At 72.6% G+C, this 21,719-nt stretch carries 22 protein-coding genes; 13 read left to right on the top strand and 9 right to left on the bottom strand.

Going from position 1 to position 21,719, the window contains the following annotated elements; genetic code table 11:
• Positions 1 to 28: 28 nt before the first annotated feature.
• Positions 29 to 661, bottom strand: a complete 633-nt coding sequence (locus ACZ63J_RS21050; RefSeq protein ID WP_465402332.1) for a DedA family protein — start codon at positions 659 to 661, stop codon at positions 29 to 31.
• A gap of 39 nt (positions 662 to 700) precedes the next feature.
• A complete protein-coding gene (locus ACZ63J_RS21045) occupies positions 701 to 1,300 on the bottom strand; it encodes an Rv1733c family protein (RefSeq protein ID WP_465402334.1) in 600 nt (199 codons plus the stop codon).
• 234 nt (positions 1,301 to 1,534) lie between these two features.
• On the opposite strand from ACZ63J_RS21045, the gene efeU reads away from it, so the two are divergent.
• From efeU to ACZ63J_RS21010, 7 genes are all read left to right on the top strand, one after another.
• The gene (gene efeU / locus ACZ63J_RS21040; protein WP_465402336.1) at positions 1,535 to 2,377 is read left to right on the top strand and encodes an iron uptake transporter permease EfeU; all 843 of its coding nucleotides are present in this window, start codon (positions 1,535 to 1,537) and stop codon (positions 2,375 to 2,377) included.
• A gap of 2 nt (positions 2,378 to 2,379) precedes the next feature.
• Positions 2,380 to 3,504, top strand: a complete 1,125-nt coding sequence (gene efeO / locus ACZ63J_RS21035) for an iron uptake system protein EfeO (RefSeq protein ID WP_465402338.1) — start codon at positions 2,380 to 2,382, stop codon at positions 3,502 to 3,504.
• Between the two features lie 63 nt (positions 3,505 to 3,567).
• Entirely contained in the window at positions 3,568 to 4,473 is a 906-nt protein-coding gene (locus ACZ63J_RS21030; RefSeq protein ID WP_465402339.1) for an undecaprenyl-diphosphate phosphatase, read from the top strand.
• 25 nt (positions 4,474 to 4,498) lie between these two features.
• Complete coding sequence (locus ACZ63J_RS21025) at positions 4,499 to 4,864, top strand: BlaI/MecI/CopY family transcriptional regulator (RefSeq protein ID WP_465339867.1); 366 nt, start codon at positions 4,499 to 4,501, stop codon at positions 4,862 to 4,864.
• Positions 4,861 to 5,784 carry a M56 family metallopeptidase gene (locus ACZ63J_RS21020; RefSeq protein WP_465402341.1) on the top strand — a complete coding sequence of 308 codons (924 nt, stop codon included), beginning with the start codon at positions 4,861 to 4,863 and terminating at the stop codon, positions 5,782 to 5,784. The genes ACZ63J_RS21025 and ACZ63J_RS21020 overlap by 4 nt, the downstream gene beginning before the upstream one ends.
• Positions 5,785 to 5,844: 60 nt before the next feature.
• Positions 5,845 to 6,879, top strand: a complete 1,035-nt coding sequence (locus ACZ63J_RS21015; protein WP_465402343.1) for a glycosyltransferase — start codon at positions 5,845 to 5,847, stop codon at positions 6,877 to 6,879.
• Positions 6,876 to 7,571 (top strand): polysaccharide deacetylase family protein, encoded by a 696-nt coding sequence (locus ACZ63J_RS21010; RefSeq protein WP_465402344.1) that lies wholly within the window; start codon positions 6,876 to 6,878, stop codon positions 7,569 to 7,571. The genes ACZ63J_RS21015 and ACZ63J_RS21010 overlap by 4 nt, the downstream gene beginning before the upstream one ends.
• Before the next feature lie 3 nt (positions 7,572 to 7,574).
• Here ACZ63J_RS21010 and ACZ63J_RS21005 read toward each other — a convergent pair whose 3' ends face one another.
• Together ACZ63J_RS21005 and ACZ63J_RS21000 are read right to left on the bottom strand one after the other, a co-directional pair.
• On the bottom strand, positions 7,575 to 8,591 hold the full coding sequence (locus ACZ63J_RS21005) for an SDR family oxidoreductase (RefSeq protein WP_465402346.1): 1,017 nt from the start codon (positions 8,589 to 8,591) through the stop codon (positions 7,575 to 7,577).
• A gap of 47 nt (positions 8,592 to 8,638) precedes the next feature.
• On the bottom strand, positions 8,639 to 9,661 hold the full coding sequence (locus ACZ63J_RS21000) for an NAD-dependent epimerase/dehydratase family protein (RefSeq protein WP_465402348.1): 1,023 nt from the start codon (positions 9,659 to 9,661) through the stop codon (positions 8,639 to 8,641).
• A gap of 81 nt (positions 9,662 to 9,742) precedes the next feature.
• Between ACZ63J_RS21000 and ACZ63J_RS20995 the strand changes: the two genes are divergently transcribed.
• The 3 genes from ACZ63J_RS20995 (at position 9,743) to ACZ63J_RS20985 (ending at position 12,661) form a co-directional block, all read left to right on the top strand.
• Positions 9,743 to 10,303, top strand: coding sequence for a TetR/AcrR family transcriptional regulator (locus ACZ63J_RS20995; protein ID WP_465402352.1), 561 nt, complete (start codon positions 9,743 to 9,745; stop codon positions 10,301 to 10,303).
• A 79-nt stretch (positions 10,304 to 10,382) separates the two neighbouring features.
• Positions 10,383 to 11,084: a response regulator transcription factor gene (locus tag ACZ63J_RS20990; RefSeq protein ID WP_465402355.1), complete on the top strand. Its 702-nt coding sequence runs from the start codon at positions 10,383 to 10,385 to the stop codon at positions 11,082 to 11,084.
• Entirely contained in the window at positions 11,081 to 12,661 is a 1,581-nt protein-coding gene (locus ACZ63J_RS20985; RefSeq protein WP_465402357.1) for a sensor histidine kinase, read from the top strand. Before ACZ63J_RS20990 ends, ACZ63J_RS20985 begins: the two co-directional genes overlap by 4 nt.
• Here ACZ63J_RS20985 and ACZ63J_RS20980 read toward each other — a convergent pair.
• Positions 12,658 to 13,644: an LLM class flavin-dependent oxidoreductase gene (locus ACZ63J_RS20980; RefSeq protein WP_465402359.1), complete on the bottom strand. Its 987-nt coding sequence runs from the start codon at positions 13,642 to 13,644 to the stop codon at positions 12,658 to 12,660. The two genes, ACZ63J_RS20985 and ACZ63J_RS20980, sit on opposite strands and share 4 nt — an antisense overlap.
• 130 nt (positions 13,645 to 13,774) lie before the next feature.
• Here ACZ63J_RS20980 and ACZ63J_RS20975 point away from each other — a divergent pair, with 130 nt between their 5' ends.
• Positions 13,775 to 15,718 carry an acetoacetate--CoA ligase gene (locus ACZ63J_RS20975; protein ID WP_465402361.1) on the top strand — a complete coding sequence of 648 codons (1,944 nt, stop codon included), beginning with the start codon at positions 13,775 to 13,777 and terminating at the stop codon, positions 15,716 to 15,718.
• Position 15,719: 1 nt separating this feature from the next.
• Complete coding sequence (locus ACZ63J_RS20970; RefSeq protein WP_465402363.1) at positions 15,720 to 16,424, top strand: LLM class flavin-dependent oxidoreductase; 705 nt, start codon at positions 15,720 to 15,722, stop codon at positions 16,422 to 16,424.
• Between the two features lie 212 nt (positions 16,425 to 16,636).
• Here ACZ63J_RS20970 and ACZ63J_RS20965 read toward each other — a convergent pair whose 3' ends face one another.
• Both ACZ63J_RS20965 and ACZ63J_RS20960 read right to left on the bottom strand, forming a co-directional pair.
• Entirely contained in the window at positions 16,637 to 17,074 is a 438-nt protein-coding gene (locus tag ACZ63J_RS20965; protein ID WP_465314364.1) for an SRPBCC family protein, read from the bottom strand.
• 84 nt (positions 17,075 to 17,158) lie between these two features.
• On the bottom strand, positions 17,159 to 18,376 hold the full coding sequence (locus ACZ63J_RS20960; RefSeq protein WP_465402365.1) for an MFS transporter: 1,218 nt from the start codon (positions 18,374 to 18,376) through the stop codon (positions 17,159 to 17,161).
• A 59-nt stretch (positions 18,377 to 18,435) separates the two neighbouring features.
• On the opposite strand from ACZ63J_RS20960, the gene ACZ63J_RS20955 reads away from it, so the two are divergent.
• Entirely contained in the window at positions 18,436 to 19,533 is a 1,098-nt protein-coding gene (locus ACZ63J_RS20955) for an ROK family protein (protein WP_465402367.1), read from the top strand.
• A 1-nt stretch (position 19,534) separates the two neighbouring features.
• On the opposite strand, the gene ACZ63J_RS20950 is transcribed toward ACZ63J_RS20955, so the two are convergent.
• Positions 19,535 to 20,086 carry a cysteine hydrolase family protein gene (locus ACZ63J_RS20950; protein ID WP_465402369.1) on the bottom strand — a complete coding sequence of 184 codons (552 nt, stop codon included), beginning with the start codon at positions 20,084 to 20,086 and terminating at the stop codon, positions 19,535 to 19,537.
• Between the two features lie 15 nt (positions 20,087 to 20,101).
• The gene (locus ACZ63J_RS20945; protein WP_465402418.1) at positions 20,102 to 21,670 is read right to left on the bottom strand and encodes a cytochrome c biogenesis protein CcdA; all 1,569 of its coding nucleotides are present in this window, start codon (positions 21,668 to 21,670) and stop codon (positions 20,102 to 20,104) included.
• Positions 21,671 to 21,719 lie beyond the last annotated feature (49 nt).

Genomic DNA, 21,719 nt, shown 5'->3' with positions numbered 1-21,719 from the left:
GCCAGTCCATCGAATTGCTAGCGAACAGTTAAGCGCGGTCGCGGGTTTCGGCGTTTCGCTTGCGGCCGCGCAGGATTTCCAGGGCGAGCGGGATGAGCGAGACGACGACCACGAGCGCGACGATCGGCAGCAGGTACTGGTCGATCCCGGGAATGCTGGAGCCGAGCACGTACCCGGCGAGCGTGACGCCGACCGCCCACAGGAGCCCGCCCAGGACCTGCCAGATCGTGAAGGTCCGCGCGGGCACCGCGAGGATTCCGGCGAGCGGGTTCAGCACGGTCCGCACGACCGGGACGAACCGCGCGAGGACGATGGCTTTGGCGTGCCCGTACCGGCCGAAGAGCTCCTCCGCGCGGGCCATGCCGCGATGGAGGTGGGCGTTCCGCGACCTGGCGAGCAGTGGACGTCCACCGCGCCGGCCGAGGAGGAACCCGGTCTGCGCCCCCAGCAGGGCCCCGGCGACCGACGCGACCAGCACGGCCGGGAGCGAAAGGTGCACCGTGGCGGTGGCGCTGGTGGTGCAGAACAGGCCGGCGGTGAACAGCAGGGAGTCCCCGGGCAGGAAGAACCCGATCAGCAGGCCGGTTTCGGCGAACAGCACGAGGAAGACCCCGGCCGTGCCGAGGCTGGACAACCACGACGTCGCGCTCAACGGGTTCATCGGCCACCTTTCTTCGACAGCTACGTAGTAGTTCTACACCTATGTCGTTTTTGACCGCCACCCGCCTCGCGCGCACTCGCGGTCCCACGAGCGCGCCCGGCGCCGATCCAACCCCCGACGCAGCACCAGGTAGACACCGCCGAGCACGACGAGCACCACGCTCTCCCAGACGAGACCGCCGAGGATCGCCGTCGTGAACGCCTCGGCGCCACTGAGCGGCGGCACCACCTGCCCGCCGGACTGGTCGATCCACACCGGGACGTGCTGCGGCAGCGCCGGGCCGGCCCCCACGTCGACCACGCCTTGCCGGAGCCGGCCGCCGGGCGCGAGCCAGGTGGCGGTCACCGGGACGAGCTCACCACCGGCCGACGCCGAGCCGGCCGGCACCGGGATGTCCGGGCGCACGGTCGCTGTCACCAGGTGGCGCGTACGGCCCTCGACCACAGCCGAGGCCGCCAGCCGGTCGTAGTCGGCCATGACCTGGCGGCAGATCACCGCGACCGACCCGACGACGAGCAGGCTCACCACGAGCAGGAGTACCGCCTCGAGCCGGTCGGTCCCCCGCGCGGACCGCAGGAAGATCGGTTTGAGCAGCCGGAGACGCCGCGCGACGGCGCCCACCCTCCAGAAAGTGCCCATGACCCCAGCGTGCGCCGCCGCGTTCGCCCGCCGCAGCGCCGTTAACCCCGCCTTTGCCCGGCACTGGAAGATGCTTGCCGGCCGAGCCGCTCCGAGCAGCACAATCGGCACCGCTGACCGTTTTGTCCGTTCCTAAAGTTCGGCTAACTTACCGCCGGTTCCTGGATTCGGAGGTGAGCCTTACCTAATGCTTGCGCGGTCCCCGTCGTCACCGGATCGTCAAGGAGCCGCGCGTTGTTGTTCTCCAGCCTGCTGATCGGCCTGCGGGAGGGACTCGAGGCCGCGCTCGTCGTGAGCATCCTCGTGGCCTTCCTCGTCAAGACCGACCGGCGATCGGCGCTGCGCTGGGTGTGGCCCGGGGTGGCCGCCGCGGTGCTGCTTTCGGTCGCCGTGGGCGCGGTCCTCACCTACACCACCGCCCACCTGACCTTCGCGCACCAGGAGCTGGTCGGCGGCACACTCTCCATCGTCGCCGTCGCGTTCGTCACCGCGATGATCTTCTGGATGCGCACGGCCGCCCGGCACATCTCCGCGGAACTGCGCGGGAAGATGGAGAATGCGCTGAAGCTCGGCCCACTGGCGATTGTGCTGGTGTCGTTCCTGTCCGTCGGCCGCGAGGGCCTGGAGACGTCCGTCTTCTTCTACGCCTCCGTCCAGACCGCCCAGGGTGACACCGCGCTGCCGTTGCTCGGCTTCGCCATCGGGATCCTCATCGCCGTCGCGCTGACCTGGCTGCTCTACCGCGGCGCGCTGCGGTTCGACCTCGGGAAGTTCTTCAGGATCACCGGTGTGCTGCTTGTGTTCGTCGCCGCCGGCGTGCTGGGTTACGGCCTGCACGACCTCCAGGAGGGCGGGTTCCTCCCCGGTCTGTCCACTTTGGCCTTCGACGCTTCCGGCGTCCTGCCGGAGACCTCGTGGTACGGCACGCTGCTCAAGGGCATCTTCAACTACTCCCAGCAGACCACGCTCCTGCAGGCGATCGCCTGGGTGGCCTACGTCGGGATCGTGCTCCCGCTCTTCCTGCGCCCGGCGCGAGCCAAAGCCACCACCACCGTCATCGCCGAACCGAAGGAGTGACCATGGCGACCGCACTGCGGACCGGAGCCGCGCTCACCGCACTCGCCCTCCTGACGGCGTGTGACGCCCAGCCCCCGGCCGCCGCCCCGGGCGGGCCGATCTCGGTCACCGCGACCGACACGGGCTGCCAGGTTTCGGCGAGCACGGCCCCCGCGGGGACCATCACGTTCCAGATCTCCAACCAGGGCAGCAAAGTCACCGAGTTCTACCTCTACGGCGAGGGCGACCGGATCATGGGCGAGGTGGAGAACATCGCGCCCGGGATTTCCCGCCGGCTGATCGTGGAGGTCGCCGGCGGCGGCGCGTACCAGACCGCGTGCAAGCCCGGCATGGCCGGCGCCGGCATCCGCGGCGCGTTCACCGTCACCGGAGGCGCGGCGAAGGGCACCGACGTGAACGCCGAACTGGCCGATGCCGCGCGCGGCTACGCGCGGTACGTCACCAGCCAGACCGGCGCGTTCGCCGACGAATCGAAGAAGTTCGCCGCGACGGTCAAGGCCGGCGACGTCGCCGGCGCCCGGGCCCAGTACGCCCGGACCCGGGTGTACTACGAGCGGATCGAACCGGTCGCGGCCAAGTTCGGCGACCTCGACCCCGCGCTCGACGTCCGCGAAGCCGACCTCGAGCCCGGGCAGAAGTTCACCGGCTTCCACCGGCTGGAGAAGGACTTGTGGGTGACCGGCCTGCAGCCGGACTCGGCCGCGGTCGCCGACCAGCTCGTCACCGACGTCACCACGCTGGGCCGGAAGGCCGGCGCGCTGCAGCTGAGCGCGCTCGACCTGGCCAACGGCGCCAAGAGCCTGCTCGACGAGGTCGCCACCGGGAAGATCACCGGCGAGGAGGAAGCTTTCTCCCACACGGATCTCTCCGACTTCCAGGCCAATGTGGACGGCTCCAAGGCGGCGATCCAGGCGCTGCGCCCGGTCCTGTCCCAGCGCGACCCCGCGCTGGTGGCCACGATCGACGGCCGGTTCGCCGACGTCCAGAAGCTCCTCGACGCCCAGCGCACCGGAGACACCTTCAAGCTCTACACCGACCTGACGAAGGACCAGATCAAGGCGTTCGCGTCCGCCGTGGACGCGCTGTCCGAACCCCTGAGCAAGGTCGCGGAGGTCGTGGCGAAGTAGGGCGACTTCTACAGTCAGGTAGTATTTCTACATCAGCGTAGTAATACACCCCGGGAAGGCACCGTGCTGGACTACTTCGAAGCGATCGTCGTCGGCGCCTTCCAGGGCGTGACCGAGCTGTTCCCGGTCTCCAGCCTCGGGCACTCCGTCCTGATCCCCGCGGTGGTCGGCGGGAAGTGGGCGCAGGACCTGAGCGTGTCGACGCCGGAGTCGCCGTACCTGGCGTTCATCGTCGGCCTGCACGTGGCGACCGCCGCCGCGCTGCTGGTGTTCTTCCGGCGGGACTGGGTCCGGATCATCGGCGGGTTCTTCAGCTCGATCCGGCACCGCCGGGTGCGGACCTCCGGCGAAAGGCTGGCGTGGCTGATCGTCCTCGCGACCATCCCGGTCGGGGTGAGCGGACTGCTGCTGGAGCACCTGTTCCGCACCACACTGGGCAAGCCGGTCCCGGCCGCGGCGTTCCTGATCGCCAACGGCGTCGTGCTCTACGGCGGCGAGCTCCTGCGGCGCAAGGCGAACGCGACCGCGGTGCCCGCCGACGCTCCCGGAGCGGCCGTCGACACCGACGTCGCGGCGGACGAACGCCTTTCGCGGATGTCCTTCGGCCGGGGTGTCCTCATCGGCAGCGCCCAGGTGCTGGCCCTGCTGCCCGGGATCAGCCGCTCCGGCGTCACGATGGTCGCCGGGCTGCTGCGCGGCCTCTCCCACGAAGACGCCGCCCGGTTCTCGTTCCTCCTGGCCACTCCGGTGATCCTGGCCGCCGGGGTGCTCAAGATCCCGGACCTCTTCGGCCCGCTCGGCGCCGGCATCCACGGCCAGGTCCTGGTCGGCAGCGTCGCCTCGTTCGTCAGCGCCTACCTCGCCGTGCGGTTCCTCACCCGCCACTTCCACACCCGGACGCTGACGCCGTTCGCGCTCTACTGCGTGCTCGCCGGGGCCGGCGCGCTGGCCGTGCTGACCCTCCGCTGATACGACAGCCGTGTAGATTCGAAGCATGCGGAAGGAACCGGCGCGGCGCGCCCCGGGAACGCTCGAAGCCGAGGTGCTGAGCATGCTGTGGAGCGCCGGGGAACCCCTCTCCCCCACCGACGTCCAGGCCCGGCTCGAGGACGACCTCGCGTACACGACGGTCGTGACGATCCTCACCCGCCTGCACGACAAGGGCATGGCGACACGGGAGAAGCACGGGCGCGCGTTCCACTACTCCGCCGTCGACGACGAAGCCGGGCTGGCGGCGCGGAAGATGACGAAGGTCCTCGACAGCGAGCCCGACCGCGGCAGTGTCCTGGCGCGCTTCGTCACCCAGCTGTCGGATTCGGACGAAGCGGTGCTGCGAGATCTCCTGCGCGGCTCGCCGTGACCACCGACCTGCTGATCCCGCTGCTGCTGCCCCTGCTCGCGTGGCCGGCCGCGCGCCTGGTCGCGCCGCGGCTGCCCCCGCGGCCGGCGAGCTGGCTGCTCACCGGCGCCTGCCTCGTCCTCGCGGCCGGAAGCACCGCGGCGCTGGCCCTGCTGGCGTTCTCCGGGCTGTCGCTGGTCCCGGTCGTCGCCGACCTCGGGCACTGGTCGCCGCGGGAGCTGCGGACGCTGAGCGGCGTGGACGTCCCGACGTCGATCGCGGCCGGCGTCGTGCTGGGCGTGCTGCTGGTTCTCCTGGCGCGCACCGCCGTCCGGTACGCACGATGGGCTCGGCGGTTGTCGCGCGAGCTCGACGAGCACGGGCGGGACGGGATCCTCGTCCTGCCGGGCGAGGAGGCCGTGGCGTTCGCCGCGCCCGGGCGCGGGGGCCGGATCGCGGTCTCGCGCGGCATGCTGGCGGCGCTGAGCTCGCGCGAACGGACCGCGTTGCTGGCCCACGAGCGGGCGCACCTGGCCTCGCGCCACCACCTGTTCCTGATCGTGCTGACGGTGTCCTCGACACTGAATCCGTTGCTGCGCCCGCTTTGTACGGCGTCGCGGTTCGCCCTCGAACGGTGGGCCGACGAAACCGCGGCCCACCGGGTCGGCGACCGGACGGTGGTCGCGCACGCCGTGGCCAAGGCCGCGCTCGCCGGGCGGGCGCACGCCGGCTTCGCCCTCGCCGCCACCGGCGGCCCGGTCCCGCAGCGGGTGTCGGCGCTGCTGGCGCCCGCACCGCGGGTCCGCGGCCGCGTCCCGGTGGTGGTGCTGAGCGCGTTGATCCTCGGCATCGCGGGCCTGTCGGCCGAAACCGCCCTGGACAGCGCGGCCGACCTGCACGACGGCATCGAAGTCGCGCAGATCGGGAACGCCGGCCGATAACCCCGCCTTAATCTACGCTCGTGTAGAACTTCTACTAAGTTGTCGTAGAAGGGAGCGGGCATGGCGCGCATCGTGATCGTCTCGGCCCGCGTGGGCGCCGGGCACGACGGAGCGGCTCACGCTCTGGCGGACCGGTTGACCGGCCACGCCGTCGAAGTCCACGACTACCTGGACCTCCTGCCCGGCTCGCTCGGGCACCGCTTGTGCGCCTGCTACCACCGCCAGCTCGAGATGGCGCCCCGCAGCTGGGACTGGACCCTGAGCGTGCTCGGGACGGCCTGGGGTGCCGGGCTGGCGGCGCGGGCCGCCACCCTCGCGCGGCCGGGGCTGACCGCGCTGGTCCGCGGCGCGGACCTGGTCACCTCGACCTACCCCCTGGCCACGCAGGCGCTGGGCGTCCTGCGGACCGCGGAGACACCTCCCCTGGCGGCCTACCTGACCGATCCCGCCGTGCACCGGCTGGCCGTGCACCCCGGCGCCGACCTGCACATCGCCCCGAACCACCGGGCGGCGGACCAAGCCCGGGCCCTGGGCGCCGCCGAGGTCGCCGTCGCGGCGCCCCTGGTCCGGCCGGCCTTCCGCCGGGCGGGGCCGAGCGAACGCCACGGCGCCCGGCACGCCTTCGGCCTTCCCGAACGCGGGCGCCTGGCGCTCGTGGTGGCCGGGTCCTGGGGTGTGGGGCAGGTCCGCGAGACCGTCGACGACGTCACGGCGTCCGGCACGGCGGTCCCGGTCGTCGTGTGCGGCCGCAACACGGCCCTGCGCGACCAGCTCCTCGCCGCCGGGCACCGGCACGTGTTCGGCTGGGTCGACGACATGCCGCGGTTGCTGCGCGCGGCCGACGTCGTGGTCCAGAACGCCGGGGGCCTGACGACGTCCGAGGCGCTCGCGGCCGGGCTGCCGGTGCTCACCTACCGCTGCCTGCCCGGCCACGGCCGGGCCAACGCCGCCGTGCTCGACCGGATCGGGGCGGTCCCGTGGATCCGCCGCCGCCGCGACCTCGGACCGGCGCTCGCCGCCGCCCGTCCGCACGACCGGCTCGACGAAGCCCAGGATGCCGTGCCACTGCTGGAAAAGCTGATGGAGCTCGTGTGAAGACCGCCGTCGCGCTCGCCACGATCACCCTCGCCGCCCACGCCGCCCCGGCGGCGGCGTTCCTGCCCGGCCCCCGGCGCGCTCTCCTGCCCCGCCTGGCCGGCACGACGGCGCCCGGGCAGGTCGCCCTGACCTTCGACGACGGCCCGTCCCCCGTCTCGACACCGCAGTTCCTGCGGGTCCTGGCCGAGCACGACGTCCGGGCCACGTTCTTCCTCCTCGGCGCCGAGGCCCAGCAGGCCCCGGACGTCGTGCGCGCCATCGCCGCGGCGGGACACGAGGTCGGCGTGCACGGCTGGGAGCACCGCTGCCTGCTGGCCCGGTCACCGCGGGCGACGCACCGCGACCTGCGCGCGGCCCGCGATCTCCTGCACCGCCTGACCGGAACGGCACCGCGCTGGTTCCGCCCGCCCTACGGCGTCTTCAGCACGGCGTCGCTGATCGCGGCCCGGCACCTGGCGCTCCGCCCGCTCCTGTGGAGCACCTGGGGGTTCGACTGGACCGAAGGCTGCACACCCGGCTCGATCCGCCGCCGCGTCGCGGGCAACCTCGGCGGCGGAGGCACGATCCTCCTGCACGACAGCGACACCACCACCGGCAACGGCGCCTGGCGCGCCACGCTCGGCGCGCTCCCCGGCATCATCGACGACTGCCGTCGTCGTGGCCTCACCTTCGGGACTCCTCGACGGTGACGATCAGCCGGTCGCGGCCTTCAGCGCCAGCAGGCTTTCCGCCGTGTCGACGATCGTGTCCTGGACCGGCCGCGGCGACCAGCCCAGCAGGCGCCGGGCCTTCTCCGACGTGGCGTCGAAGTTCTTGCCCAGCTGCGGGCGCAACGAGCGCATACCCGGGTTGAACCGGGCGAGGCCCCGCGCTGCCCACAGGGGCAGCTCACGGGTCGGCACCTTCGCCGCCCGCTCGCCGAGGCGGTCGCGCAGGATCGCCGCGACCTCGCGGACCCACAGGCTGTGCCCGGCGGTCGCGAGGAACCGCTCACCCGCCGCGGCGGGGTCGGTCATCGCCCGCAGGTGCAGGTCCGCGACGTCACGGACGTCGACGAACCCGCTGGCGAACGGGGGCAGCGCCGGCATCTCGCCGTCGAGCATCCGCTGGACCAGCCCCAGCGACGGCGAGTAGTCCCGCCCCAGCACCGGACCGAGCACCCCGACCGGGTTGACGGCGGCCAGCTCCGGCCCGCCGTCGGCGACGAACTCCCACGCCGCCTTTTCCGCCAGCGTCTTGGACTTCTGGTACGGCGCGATCCCACCGTCCACATCGGTCCAGTCGGCCTCGGTGAACACCCGCGTGGCCTCGGGGTGCCCGTAGCCGACGGCGCCGAACGCCGACGTCAGCACGACTCGTTTCACCCCGGCCGCCCGGGCCTCGCGCAGCACGCGCACCACACCTTCGCGGGCCGGGACGATCATCTCGTCCTCGTGCCGCGGCAGGCTCGTCAACGTCGGCGAGGCGACGTGCAGCACGTAGTCACACCCCTCGACGGCCTCCCGCCAGCCCGCGTCCCGCCGCAGATCCGCCGCCACCACGGTGACCTTCGTGTCGTCGGCCCCGCCCGCCCGCAGCATCGCCCGCAGCTCGGGTTCCTTCTTCAGGTCCCGCACCGTCGTGCGCACCGAGTGCCCGTCGGCCAGCAGTGCCAGCACGCAAAAACTGCCGATGTACCCGGAACCGCCGGTCACCAGTACTTCCGCCATGTCGCCGACTTTCTCTTCGAATCCGGTAAGTGGTCTTCAGCGGCTGCTCACGCGGTCACGACGCCGTGGGCGACGAGGCTGCGCGCGCAGTCGAGGACGCTGGTCCCGGCCGGCCGGCGTGACCAGCCGAGCATCCGCTCGGCCTTCGCCGTGCTGTGTGTGCTGCGGCGGCCCAGGCCCGGCAGCACGCCGCGCAGGGACTCGTCGGTCTCGGCCGCGGCGCGGACGAGGTCGTCCGGCACCTCCTGCGTCGAGACCTGCTCGCCGTAGGCCTCGTGCAGGATGACGGCGATGTCGTGCATCCACAGGAATTCGCCGGTCGCGAGGAACCGCTGTCCGGCGGCCTCCGGAGCGGTCATGGCGCGGAGGTGGACGTCGGCGAGGTCGCGCGCGTCGACGACTTCCAGGCCGATGCGGGGAATCCCCGGCATGGCGCCGGACAGCATGCGCGCGATGATCTGCACCGAGCCGAGCGTGCCGGGGTCGAGCACCGGCCCGAACACCGCGCCGGGCAGGACGCTGGCGAGCGTCATCGGTCCTTCGCAGGAGTCCATGAACTCCCACGCCGCCAGCTCGGCCGCGGTCTTGGACCGCCGGTAGGCGGGCAGGTCCGGGGCCGAGAGGTCCGTCCACAGTGTCTCGTCGGTGACCCCGTCGGTGGTGTAGGAGGCCGGGCTCGCGGTGTTGGCGGCCGAGGTCATCACCACCCGGCGGACCCCCGCCGCCGCGGCGGCGCGCAGCACCCGCACGGTGCCGTCGCGGGCAGGGACCAGCAGCGCCTGCTCTTCGTCGCCGGCGTCCGGGTCCGCGCTCAGCGGCGACGCCACGTGCAGGACGTAGGCGCAGCCGTCCATCGCGGCCTTCCAGCCGTCGTCGGCGGTCAGGTCGGCGACGGCGAACTCGAGGTGGTCCGCCCGGTCCGACACCGTCGCAACCGCGCGCCGGACCCGTTCGCCCCGGCTCTCGTCGCGCACGGTGGCGCGGACGTCGTAGCCGCGGCCGAGCAGCTCCGCGATGCACCAGCCGGCCACGTAGCCGGTTCCGCCGGTCACGAGCACCGTCTCGGTCATGGTCGCCTCCTCACGTCGTTAGCCGAGCGGCTAACGAATTCAAGCTAGCACATCCGTTAGCCGATCGGCTAACGTAGCGGGATGACCAGGGCGGCCCAGGCCGAGCGGACCAGGCAGGCGGTGCTCGACACTGCGCGGAACCTGTTCCTGGAACACGGCTTCGACGCCACGTCGCTGCAGCACATCGCCGACACGATGGGTGTGACGAAGGCCAACGTCTACTACTACTTCAAGACCAAGATCGCGATCCTCGAAGCGCTCCTGGCCCCCACGGTCGAGTCGCTCACCGAGCGGCTGGACACGGCCGAGCGCATCACCGACCGCGACGAGCGGGTCGACTACCTGATCACCTCGTGGGTCGAGCAGGTCGTGACGGCGTACCGCACGCTGGCGCCGATGAGCCGCCAGGACCCGATCGTGCGCCGCCACGAGCGGATCAGCCGTGAGCTCACCGTGCTGAGCGAGCGCGGCCTGCACCTGATGTTCGGGCCCGAGCCCACCCTCGACGAGCAGGCGGCGTACTGGCTCATCAGCGACCTCGGCGTGGTGAACCGCCGCCTGCACCACCTCTCCGACGACGACCTCCGCGCCACCCTCACCCGGCTGTGCCGCCGGGTCGTCGGCGACCTGCGCTCCCGCTGATCTGGCCACTGCGCCGCAGGTGGGGCACCATGGAGGACGGCCGCGGTGTGGCGGCCGGACGTCGGCGAAGGAGCCCTCGATGGACGCCCCTGCGACCCTGCCCGGCAGCCGCGCGGCCCCCGGGCGGCTCGTCCTGGTCGTCGACGACGACCCGCGGGTGCGGACCGTCGTGACGTGGCAGCTGGAGGCCGAAGGGTTCCGGGTCGCCGAGGCGCCCGACGGCCGGCGGGCGCTGGAGGCCATCGAACGCGAGCAGCTGGACCTCGTCATCCTGGACCTCGCGCTGCCCGGCGTCGGCGGCCTGGACGTGCTGCGGCGGCTGCGGGACGGCGTGCACGCCGCGTTGCCGGTGATCGTCCTGTCGGGCCGCAGCGGCGAGACCGACCGGATCGTCGGGCTCGACCTCGGCGCCGACGACTACCTCGTGAAGCCCTTCTCCCCCGGCGAGCTGGCCGCCCGCGTGCGCTCGGTGCTGCGGCGGGTCGCGCCCGCGCCGCCCACGACCGCCGCCGGCCTGCGGATCGACCACGCCGCCCGCGAGGTCTTCTTCGACGGCCGCGAGATCACCATGACGGCCAAGGAGTTCGACCTGCTCGCCTTCCTGGCCGCGCACCCGCGGCAGGTGTTCACCCGCGCCCAGCTGCTCGAACGCGTCTGGGCCAGCGCCGCCGAGTGGCAGAGCGAGGCGACCGTCACCGAGCACGTCCACCGCCTGCGCCAGAAGCTCGGGCCACGGCTCGTGCGGACCGTCCGCGGCGTCGGCTACCGGCTCGAGCCATGACGAACGTCCAAGAGACCGTCGGCGACACCGAGGCTCTGCTCCGGGCCCAGTCCGGCGTGCTGGAGCGCATCGCGGGCGGCGCGCCGCTGGCCGAGGTGCTGACCGAGGTCGCGACCGCCCTCGAACGGCTCATGCCGGGCTGCCACTGCTCGATCCTGCTGCTCGACCTGGAAACGGCGACGCTGCACCACGGCGCGGCGCCGTCGCTGCCCGCGGCCTACTCCGCCGGCATCGACGGCCTCCCCATCGGCCGCGACGCCGGGTCCTGCGGCGCGGCGGCCTACCTGGGTGTGCCGGTCGTCGCCGAGGACGTCACGACCGACCCGCGCTGGGTGCAGTTCCGCGCGCTCGCGGGCGCCCACCGGCTGCGGTCCTGCTGGTCGACGCCGATCCGCGGCCGGGACGGTGTGGTCGGCACCTTCGCCGTCTACCACGAGCGGACCCACCAGCCCGCGCCCCGCGAACGCGACCTGGTCGACCGCCTCACCCACCTGGCGTCGGTGGCCATCGACCACAACACGCTCTTCGGCGCGCTGGCCGACAGCGAAGAGCGGTTCCGCCGTGCCTTCGACGACAACGTGATCGGCATGGCGATCACCGAGCCCGACGGCGCCGTCACCCGGACCAACGAAGCGTTGCGGGACCTGCTCGGGCGCACCGAGTACGAGCTGATCGGCGCCCGGCTCGACGAGCTGCTCACCCCGGCCGGGGCACCGCCCTACGAGGCGACGCTGCGCCACCCGGACGGGCGCACGCTGGACGTCGTCGTCTCGGTGTCGCCGGTCGCCGGGCCCGACGGGCTCCCGGTCCGGCTGATCGCGAACGTCCTCGACGTCACCCAGCGCCGGGCGGCCGAGCGCGAACGCCGTGGCCGGCGCGAAGCCGAGGTGGCCCGTCAGGCGGCCGAGCAGGCCAGCCGCGCCAAGACCGACTTCGTCGCCGCCCTCGGCCACGAGCTGCGGACACCGCTGCAGGCCATCACCGGCTTCACCGAGCTGCTGGGCTCGCTCGACCTGCCCCCGGAACGCCGGCGGGCGGCGCTGGAACACATCACCGGCGCGGCCGGGCACATCCTGGCCATGGTCGACGACGTCCTCGACGTGGCCCGGATCGAGGCCAGGGCGCTCCAGCTGCACCCGGCGGACATCAACGTCGCAGCGGTGGTCACCGAGGTGCTGAACCTGCTGGGGCCGCTGGCCGACGCCGAAGGGGTCCGCCTCCGCGACGAGAGCGGGCCGGCCACCGTGTGCTGCGACGAGCGCCGGCTCAAGCAGGTCCTGCTCAACCTCGCGGGCAACGCCGTCCGCTACAACCGGACCGGCGGCACCGTCACGATCACCACCCGCACCGAGGCCGACGCCGTGGTCGTCACCGTCACCGACACCGGCCGGGGCGTCGCGCCGGAGCACCTGACGCGGTTGTTCACGCCGTTCGACCGGCTGGGCGTCGACACCGACCAGGGCGTCGGCCTGGGACTGCCGCTGGCGAAGGGCCTCACCGAGGCGATGGGCGGCCGGCTCGCCGTCTCGACCGTCGTGGGCCAGGGCACGACGGTCGAGGTGCGGCTGCCGCGCTAGGCGGCGTTGACCTTCGGCATGATCTCCTCGGTCAGCCGCTTGAGGTCGTCGAGGGTCTTCGACGTCGGCACGTCGCGGAACGGCGGCCACAGCAGCGGCATCGTCAGGCCGGCTTCCTTGTAGCGCTTGAGGATGTCCTCGATCTGCTGGGCGCTGCCGGCCAGCAGGTTGGTGCCCTTGCCCGCCGGGGTCTGGTCCATCGGCTCGTCGGTGATGACGAACCAGATCATGCTGCACATCTCGAACCCGTCGGGGAAACCGCGGCCGAGCTCGCCCAGCTCGCGCTCCATCTCGCCCTTCCAGCGCTTGATGTCTTCGGGCGTGTCCTGGATGCCGATCCAGCCCTGCAGGCCGTACTTCGCGATGCGCTTGGCCGAGCGCTTCGGGTCCTTCAGGCCGGAGAAGAAGATCGGCGGCGGCTGCTGGATCGGCTTGTGCCCGAAGCCCGACAGCTCGAAGTCGGCGAACTCGCCGTGGTACTCGAACAGCTCGTTGGACCAGATGCCCTGCATGATCTCGATCGTCTCGCGGACATGGGCGTGCCGGCGTGGGAACAGCTGCGGGACGCTGGCCGCCGCGAACTCCTCGGGCATCCAGCCGGAGCCGATGCCGACGTTGAGCCGGCCGCCCGAGAGGTGGTCCTGGGTGGCGAGCTCGGCCGCGAGCACGCCGGGCGAGCGGTACGGCGTGTCGATGATGCTCATGCCGATCCGGACCTTCGTGGTCTTCGCGGCGAGCCACGGGATCAGCGTCATGCCCTGGAACCACTTGCCGCGCGAGATCACCGGCAGCGCGTTGGGCAGGTCGGTCATCATGCCGAACGGGTACTGCAGCTCGGCACGGTCGGACGATTCGGGGACGACGATCCGGTCGAGCGTCCAGACGGAGTCGAAGTCGAGGTCCTCGGCCAGCGCCGTGAGGTCCTCGAGCTCCTTGAGCGTCACCTCGTCGCGGAAGTTGGGCAGGTACAGGGCGAGCTTCATGCGTCCGGCCTCCTCGTGACGTCGTCGTCCCAGGGATCGTGCGCCGGCCGGCTCAACTCGATCACACGCGATTCTCAAATCCCCGTCAACGGCGCCGGGGCGCGCGGCGAACTGTCTCTATGTTTCCGGTATGGACGTGCTCTGGAGCCCGGCGGCGGACCGCATCGAGAACTCCCCGCTGCGCGCGTACCTGAACTGGCTGGAGCGCCGCGAGGAGCGGCCGTTCCCCGACCACGACACACTCTGGGCCTGGTCGGTCGAGGACCTGGACCGGTTCTGGACCTCGATCGTCGACTACTACGACGTCGAGTTCAGCACGCCGTGGACACGCGTGCGCACCGCCGATCCCATGCCGCACACCCGCTGGTTCACCGGCGGACGGCTGAACTGGGCGCAGCACGCGCTGCGCCGCGGGGCGGACGACACCACCGCGCTGGTCTGCGTCCAGGAGGGTGGCGGGCCCGCGCGCGAGACGACTTTCGGCGCCCTGCGCCGGTCGGTGGCGGCCGCGGCCGGCTGGCTGCGCCGGGCGGGGGTGCGCCCCGGCGACCGGGTCGGCGCCTACCTGCCCAACACCGAGCACGCGGTGATCGCCTGTCTCGCGACCGCCGCCGTCGGCGCGGTGTGGGCGTGCTGCTCCCCCGACTTCGGCGCCGACGGCGCCATCGGACGGCTCGCGCAGCTCGAACCCACCGTGCTGATCGCGGCGGACGGCTACCACTGGAACAGCAAGGAAATCGACCGCGCCGACGTCGTCACGCGGCTGCGGGAGGAGCTTCCGACCCTGCGGCACTTCGTCCACGTCCCGTACGTCTTCGACCGGCCGCACCCGGACGGCTCGACGTCGTGGGACGAGCTGCTGGCCCAGGACGCGCCGCCGGAGTTCGAGCCGGTCGAGTTCTCCCACCCGCTGTGGGTGCTGTTCTCCTCCGGCACCACGGGGCTGCCGAAAGGCTTGGTGCACAGCCACGGCGGCATCACGCTGGAAGGGCTGAAGTGGTCCGGGCTCTACTGTGGACTGAAGGCCGGCGAGCGGATGTTCACCTACACCTCGACCGGCTGGGCGCTGTGGAACATGCAGCTGGGCGCGCTCACCCAGGGCGCGGCCATCACGCTCTACGAAGGCGCGCCCCACCACCCGGCGGGCGCGGTCTGGGAGGTCGCCGCCCGGGTCCGTGCCGACGTCATGCTGCTGGGCGCCGCGGTGGTCACCGCCAACACCGACGTCTCGCCCCGGGGCCGGCACGACCTGAGCCGGCTGCGGCACGTGATGGTCAGCGGCTCGGCGCTGCCGTCGGCCGGTTACCACTGGCTGATGGAGCACGTCCGCCCGGACCTGCGGATCGACTCGACCAGTGGCGGCACCGACATCTCCGGCTCGTTCGTCGGCGCCAACGAGTACACCCCGGTCCGGGTGGGCCGCATCGGCGGGCGGCTCGCCGGCGTCGACTGCGCGGCCTGGGACTCCGACGGCGAGCCGGTGGTCGACGAAGTCGGGGACCTCGTGATCACGCAGCCGATGCCGTCGATGCCGGTGTCCCTGTGGAACGACCCGGACGCCGCCCGCTACACCGAGTCCTACTTCGACACCTGGCCCGGCGTCTGGCGCCACGGCGACTGGGTGACTATGCACGCCGACGGCAGCGTCTCCATCCACGGCCGGTCCGACTCGACGCTCAACCGCCAGGGCGTCCGGCTGGGCAGCAGCGACTTCTACGACGTGCTCGAGACCCTGCCGGAGATCACCGAGACCTTGGTGATCGGGGTCGACCGGCCCGACGACGGCTACTGGCTGGGGCTGTTCGTGGTCCCGGCACCCGGCCACGCACTCGACGACACGCTCAAGGAGAAGATCGTCACCACCCTGCGGACCCGGCTCACCGCCCGGCACGTCCCGGACGAGATCGTCGAGGCGCCCGCCGTCCCACACACCTTGAGCGGCAAGCGGTTGGAGGTCCCGATCAAGAAGCTGCTGGCCGGACGCGCGCTGGAGAAGGCCGCGAACATCGCGTCGGTCGACGATCCGGACGCGCTGCGCTGGTACGCGCGGTTCGCCGCGGACCGGGCCCGCTGACATGCGTTTGGGAGCGACGCTCGCCCGCCTTTCCCCCGGCCCGCCGATCGCGGTGGCCGAGTGGGCGAAACGCTTGGCGGGCGCGGGTTTCGAGAGCTTGTGGACACCGCAGATAGTCGGGCGCGGCTTCTTCGTGCCGGACCCGTTCGTCACGCTGGCGGTCGCCGCCACGGCCACCGAGGACGTGGAACTGGGCACGGCCACCGTGCAGGTTCCGCTGCACCACCCCGCCGACCTCGCCCACCGGGTCCGGTCGCTGAAGTCGGTGTGCGGCAACCGGTTGACGCTCGGCGTCAGCCCCGGGTCCACCGACCTCGACTACGCCCTCCTCGACCGGGACTACACCGCGCGTTTCCGCACCTTCCGCGAGAACGTGCCGCGGCTACGGGACCTGCTCGGCTACGAACGGCCACCGCTGCTCCTCGGCTCGTGGGGCGCCAACGTCGAGCGGGCGGCCCGCGAGTTCGACGGCTGGCTGGCGGCGGCCCACCGCCGCACGGCTGAGCAGATCATCACCGCCCACGACCGGTTCCGCGCCGCCGGTGGCCGGCGGGCGATCGTCTGCGCCATCACGGTGTCCACAAAGGACGATCTCGGCCCGGTCGGCGAGACGCTGCGACGGTATGCGGAGGCCGGTTTCGACGACGCCGTGGTGGTGCTCGGCCCGGACGGGCCCGATCCCGCCCGGGTGAGGGCCCTGCTCTAGGTGAGCAGCTGCCGCAGGCCCGCGATGCCGCCGCCGTAGACGTCCTGTCGTGCAGACAGGTGAAGGCCTCCGGAGGTGAAGTGGAGCTTTCCAGGAACGCTTCCCTCGGACCTTGGCCGAAGGCTGGGGCAACGTCTGCTTCTACCCGTGGGAAACGTCGCGGCGGGCAAGCCGCCGGTCACCCAGCCGACCAGCCTCCCTTGGCATTACCTCTAGGTGAGCAGCTGCCGCAGGCCCGCGATGCCGCCGCCGTAGACGTCCTGGGCGAAGGTGCGGTCGAGCGCCTCTTCCTGGTCCGCGTCGGCGTCGTACTCCGCCCACCACTCGACGAACGACTCGCCCGTGTCGGTGACCGGGCTGACCCGGATCGTCGAGACGTAGCGGCGTACGCCGAACGGGTTCGCCCCGGTGAACGCGTAGGTGAGGGTGCGCGCGGGGTCGTCGAGGACGAGCAGCCGCTCGTCGAAGGGGTCGCCGCCGGCCGCGAGGGTCAGCCGGCGGACGGCTCCGACGTGGCCGTCGGCGCCTTCGACGATCTCGCAGTGCCCGATCGCGCCGAGGAAGTCGGGCAGGTCGCCGAAGGCGCGGACCCGGGCCCAGACCTGGTCGACGGGCGCGGCGACAACTCCGCTGGCGTAGGGACGCGGCATGGTCTCTCCAAGTGTCGGTCCACCGGTCCCGGCGCCGGGACCTTCCGGATCATCGCAGCGTCTCACGCCGTTCACAACGGAATCTCAACCGGCCATCAACTCGGCCGGTGGCCGCCGCTCGGCCTTGCGGCGGTCCACCACGAACCCCACCACGGCCAGCCCGAGCCCGATCGCGCTCACCACCACGCCGGCCCACGCCGTCGCGCGGTAGCCGAGACCGGCCGCGATGACCACGCTGCCCAGCGCCGCGCCGAGGCTGTTGGCCGTGTTGAACGCCGACTGGTTCAGCGCCGCGCCCATCAGCTGGGCGCCCGGCGCCACCGCGATCAGCCGGGCCTGCAGCACCGGGCCCAGGAACAGGATCGTCCCGCCGATCAGGAACGCGCCGGTGAACAGGCCGAACGCCGAGCCCACGGTCAGTCCGAAGTAGACGTTCGCGGCGATCACCGCGGCGAAGCCCACCAGCATGGCGCGCCGCAGGTTCCGGTCGGCCTGCCAGCCGCCCAGGAAGTTGCCCACCGTCATGCCGAGCCCGACCGCGACGAGCGCCCACGGGACCGCGCCCGGCGACAGCCCGGTGACCGACGTCGTGATCGGCGCGAGGTAGCTGTCGACGGCGAAGAACCCGGCGATCCCGATCGACGCCGTCACCGCCACCAGCCACACCTGCGGCCGGCGCAACGCGCGCAGCTCGTCGGCCGGCGACCCGCCCGCGGCCGGCGCGTCCGGCACCGTGACCGCCACCGCCACCAGCGCGAGCAGGAAGACCCCGGCGATGACCAGGTACGCCGGCCGCCAGCCGACGGCCTGCCCGAGCCGGGTGATCACCGGGACCCCGGCGACGTTGGCCACCGTCAGCCCGCTGAGCACCACGGCGAACCCGCGCCCCTCGCTGCCCGGCCCCATCAGCGTCGCCGCCAGCAGGCCGGCGGCCCCGAAGTACGCGCCGTGCGGCAGGCCCGCGGCGAACCGGGCCACCAGCACCAGGCCGAACGTCGACGCCACCGCGGAGGCGACCGTGCCGAGCACGAACAGCACCAGCAGCCCGAGCACCAGCCGTTTGCGCCGCATCCGCGCGGTGATCGTGGCGAGCACGGGCGCGCCCACGACCACGCCGAGGGCGTACGCGGTGATCATCCAGCCGGCCCGCGCGACCGAGTCCGGTTCGGCGTTGCCGAGCACGCTGCGCGCGATGTCCGGCAGCAGCCCGGCCGGCACGAACTCGGTCAGCCCGATCGCGACCGAGCCGAGGGCCAGGGCGAGCAGGGCCGCCCAGCGGCGCCGACGGGTGAGGTCGTCCATTCCGGCGACTTTAGCAACGCTGTTGCGTTAATACCAGGGCCCGGCGGTAGGGTTACGCCGTGCACCTGGCTTTCCTGCGGGACTACCACGAAGCGCTGGTGATCGCGCTGGCCCGGACCGTGCCCACGCTCGAGCGCGGCACCGTCGCCGAGGTCACCGGGCTGACCCCGCAGGCCGTGTCGAAGGTGCTGGCCCGGCTGGTCGAGGAAGGCCTGCTGGAGCCCGCCGGCGTGCGACGCCCGCCGCGGGGCAAACCGGCGGCGGTCTACCGCCTGGTCCCCGGCAGCCGCTGGGCGATCGGCGCGCACGTCACCCGCCGCGAGCTGCGCCTGGTCCTCGCCGACCTGGCCGGTGACGTCCGCGCGTCGACGGCGACACCGCTGCCGGCCGACTTCACCCCGGAGCAGCTGCTGGACGAGCTGGCGGCCGGCGTCACGGCGATGATCGCCGGGCACGGTCTGGCCGGCCCGGAGCTCGCCGGGGTCGGGATCGGCATGATCGGGCCGCTCGACCAGTCGACCGGCACCGTCCGCGGCGCCCACCGGCTGCGGCACTGGCGTGACGTCCCGCTGGCCGCCCTCGCCGAACAGCGGCTGGGGCTGCCCGTCGTGCTGGACAAGGACGTCACCGCCGGGGTCACGGCCGAAGCCTGGCGCCGCGGAACGGCTTTCCGCAACGCGGCCCTGGTCGTGGTCGACGCCGGCGTGGGCGCCGGGCTGTGGCTCGGCGGCGCCGCCCACCGCGGCGCGCACACCAACGCCAGCGAGTTCGGCCACGCCGTCGTCCAGCTCGACGGACCGCTCTGCGCCTGCGGCCGCCACGGCTGCCTGGAAGCCGTCCACGAGCAGGCTCCCGACCCCGCCGCGGCCGCCGCCGTGCTCGCGACCGGCGTCGTCAACCTCCTGCAGACCCTCGACCTCGGCCACATCGTCCTCGGCGGCGCGGACCTGCTCCCCCACGGCGAGCTCTACCGGGAAGCCGTCGACCACGCCGTGCGCACCCAGGTGCCGGGCGCCGAGTGGCTCACCGTGGACGTCTCCCTGACGTCGCTGGGCACGGACGTCGTGGCGGCCGGCGCGGCCATGCAGGTGCTCAACGCCCGCTACGGCCTCCCCGACCCGACCCGGCCCCGCGAGCCCGCGGCGGCGAGCCGGTGACTCAGGTTTCCGGCGACCAGTCCGCGCAGGCGCCTACGGTGAAGCCGCGGCCCGGGAAGACCTTGCGCACCAACAGGTCGTGCACCTCCGGGTCGGCGTCACCGCACCCGTCCGCCAGCACCGACACGCGATAACCGCGGTCGGCGGCGTCGTAGCAGGTGGCGGCGACCATCGCGCTGGTGGCGACCCCGGTGACGACCACCGCGCCGATCCCGCGCGCCCGCAGCACGACGTCCAGGTCTGTGCCTGCGAACGCGCTCGCGCGGCGTTTGAGCACGACCACGTCCGCCTCGTGCACGGGCAGGGCCGGCTCGGCGCCGGCCGAGCCCTCGTGGAACGAGTCGCCGGCGTCGAAGAACCCGGCGAACAACGGGTCGTCGTCCGGCAGGTCGGCGCGGTTGACGCGGAAAGCGGTGCGGATGAACACCACGAGCGTCCCGGCGGCGCGTGCTCGCGGGAGGAGGTCCGCGACCCGCGGCAGCACGGCCGCGGCGAAGTCGTGGTTCCCGGTGATGCCCCGCTGGAGGTCACCGACGATCAGAGCCGTCTTCACGGGACGAGGCTACCGTCAGCCGAACGTGAAGGAATACGCCTGCAACCCTTTGCTCAGCTTCACGGTCACCGTGCCCTGCCGCGGATTCGGCGCTTGGACGACCGCGTGGATGTCCGGGCTGCCGGACACCGGGATCGCCGTCGTGACACCACCGGCGGTCGCCGTGACTGTGCCCGTGCCGCCGACGTCGAGGTAGACCACCGAGGCGTTGTAGGTGAGCGTCAGGGAAGCGTCGTCGCCGGCGGTGAGGTACTCGGGGGTCGTGGTCCACGCGCCGTGGAGGTCGACCGGGGCGCCGCCGTCGCCGGCGCGTTCGGAGCCGAGGTAGGTTTCCGGGCTCTGCGCGGGGTTCGCGGGCGTGTCGTCGGCGACGTCGGTGCGCGGGGGCAGCGTCCGGGCCGGGTCGGCGGTGGTGAGCAGCTCGCGGATGAGCGACTCGGTGCCGTCGTAGTCGCCTTCGCCGATCGAGACGTGGCGGACCCGCCCGGCGGCGTCGGCGAGGTACTCGGCGGGCCAGGACTGGTTGCCGAACGCGTTCCAGGTGGCGTAGTCGTTGTCGATCGCCACGGGGTAGGTGATGTGCTGGCGGGCGGCGCCGGCCGCGACGTTGGCCGGGACGTGCTCGAACGCGTACTCCGGCGTGTGCACCCCGACGATCTCCAGGCCCGCGTCGTGGTAGCGCTGGTACCACGCCTCGACGTGCGGGATGGCGCGCTGGCAGTTGATGCAGGAGTAGGCCCAGAAGTCGTAGAGCACGACTTTTCCGGCCAGCACCGGAGGTTTCCCCGGGGTGTTGAGCCACTGGCCGATCCCGGCGAGCTGCGGCGCGGTGCCGCAGTCCTGCAGCTCGTCGGACGGGTCGCACGCCTGCAGGCTGCCGCCGCCGACCTTGTCCGTGCCGAGGGCCTGGTTCAGTCCCGCGGTGTAGTCGGGAATGGCGCGCTGCAGGGCGTCGGCGAGGTTGAACGTGAGCGCGACGGCGAGCCCGATGACCACCACACCCGCGGCGACGCGCACCTGCCGTTGCCGGGTGCGAAATGCCTTCACCCGCTCGGCGACGCGGTTGCCCGCCATCGCGAAGAAGAGAAGCGGAACCGCTGTGCCGACGGCAAAAGCGACGGTGAGCGCGATCGTCCCGGCGCCGATCGTGTGGGTCGCGCCGGCCACGGTGATGGCCGCGAGCACCGGCCCCGCGCACGGCACGTAGACGGTGCCGAGCGCGAGCCCGAGCACAAACGCGCCGCGGTCGCCCGGCACGGATTTGCGGCCCAGGCGGGCGAACGGCCGTTCCAGGAGGTCCTGCACCCGCGGGACCATCATCGCGATCCCGAGCACCACCAGCACGACGAGTCCCGTCCAGCGCAGCACGTCACCGGGCAGGTGCAGCGCGGCGAGCACGAGGGTGCCGAGGAGCGTGACGAGGCTGAAGCTCAAGGCCAGCCCGGCCACGATGAGGAACGGCCGGCGCCGGGTGGGCGCGGCCGCCGCCGCGCCCGTGCCGCCGGTCATGAAAAGCACCGGCAGCACCGGGAGCACGCACGGCGAGATGCCGGTGATCAGCCCGCCGACCAGACCGATCAGCACCAACGTGATCAGGGTGACCTCCTCTGTCCCGGCCGAGCGTAGGCCGATG

The organism is Amycolatopsis sp. NPDC104863 (assembly GCF_055582965.1).
This window is presented reverse-complemented; position numbering and strand designations above follow the sequence as displayed.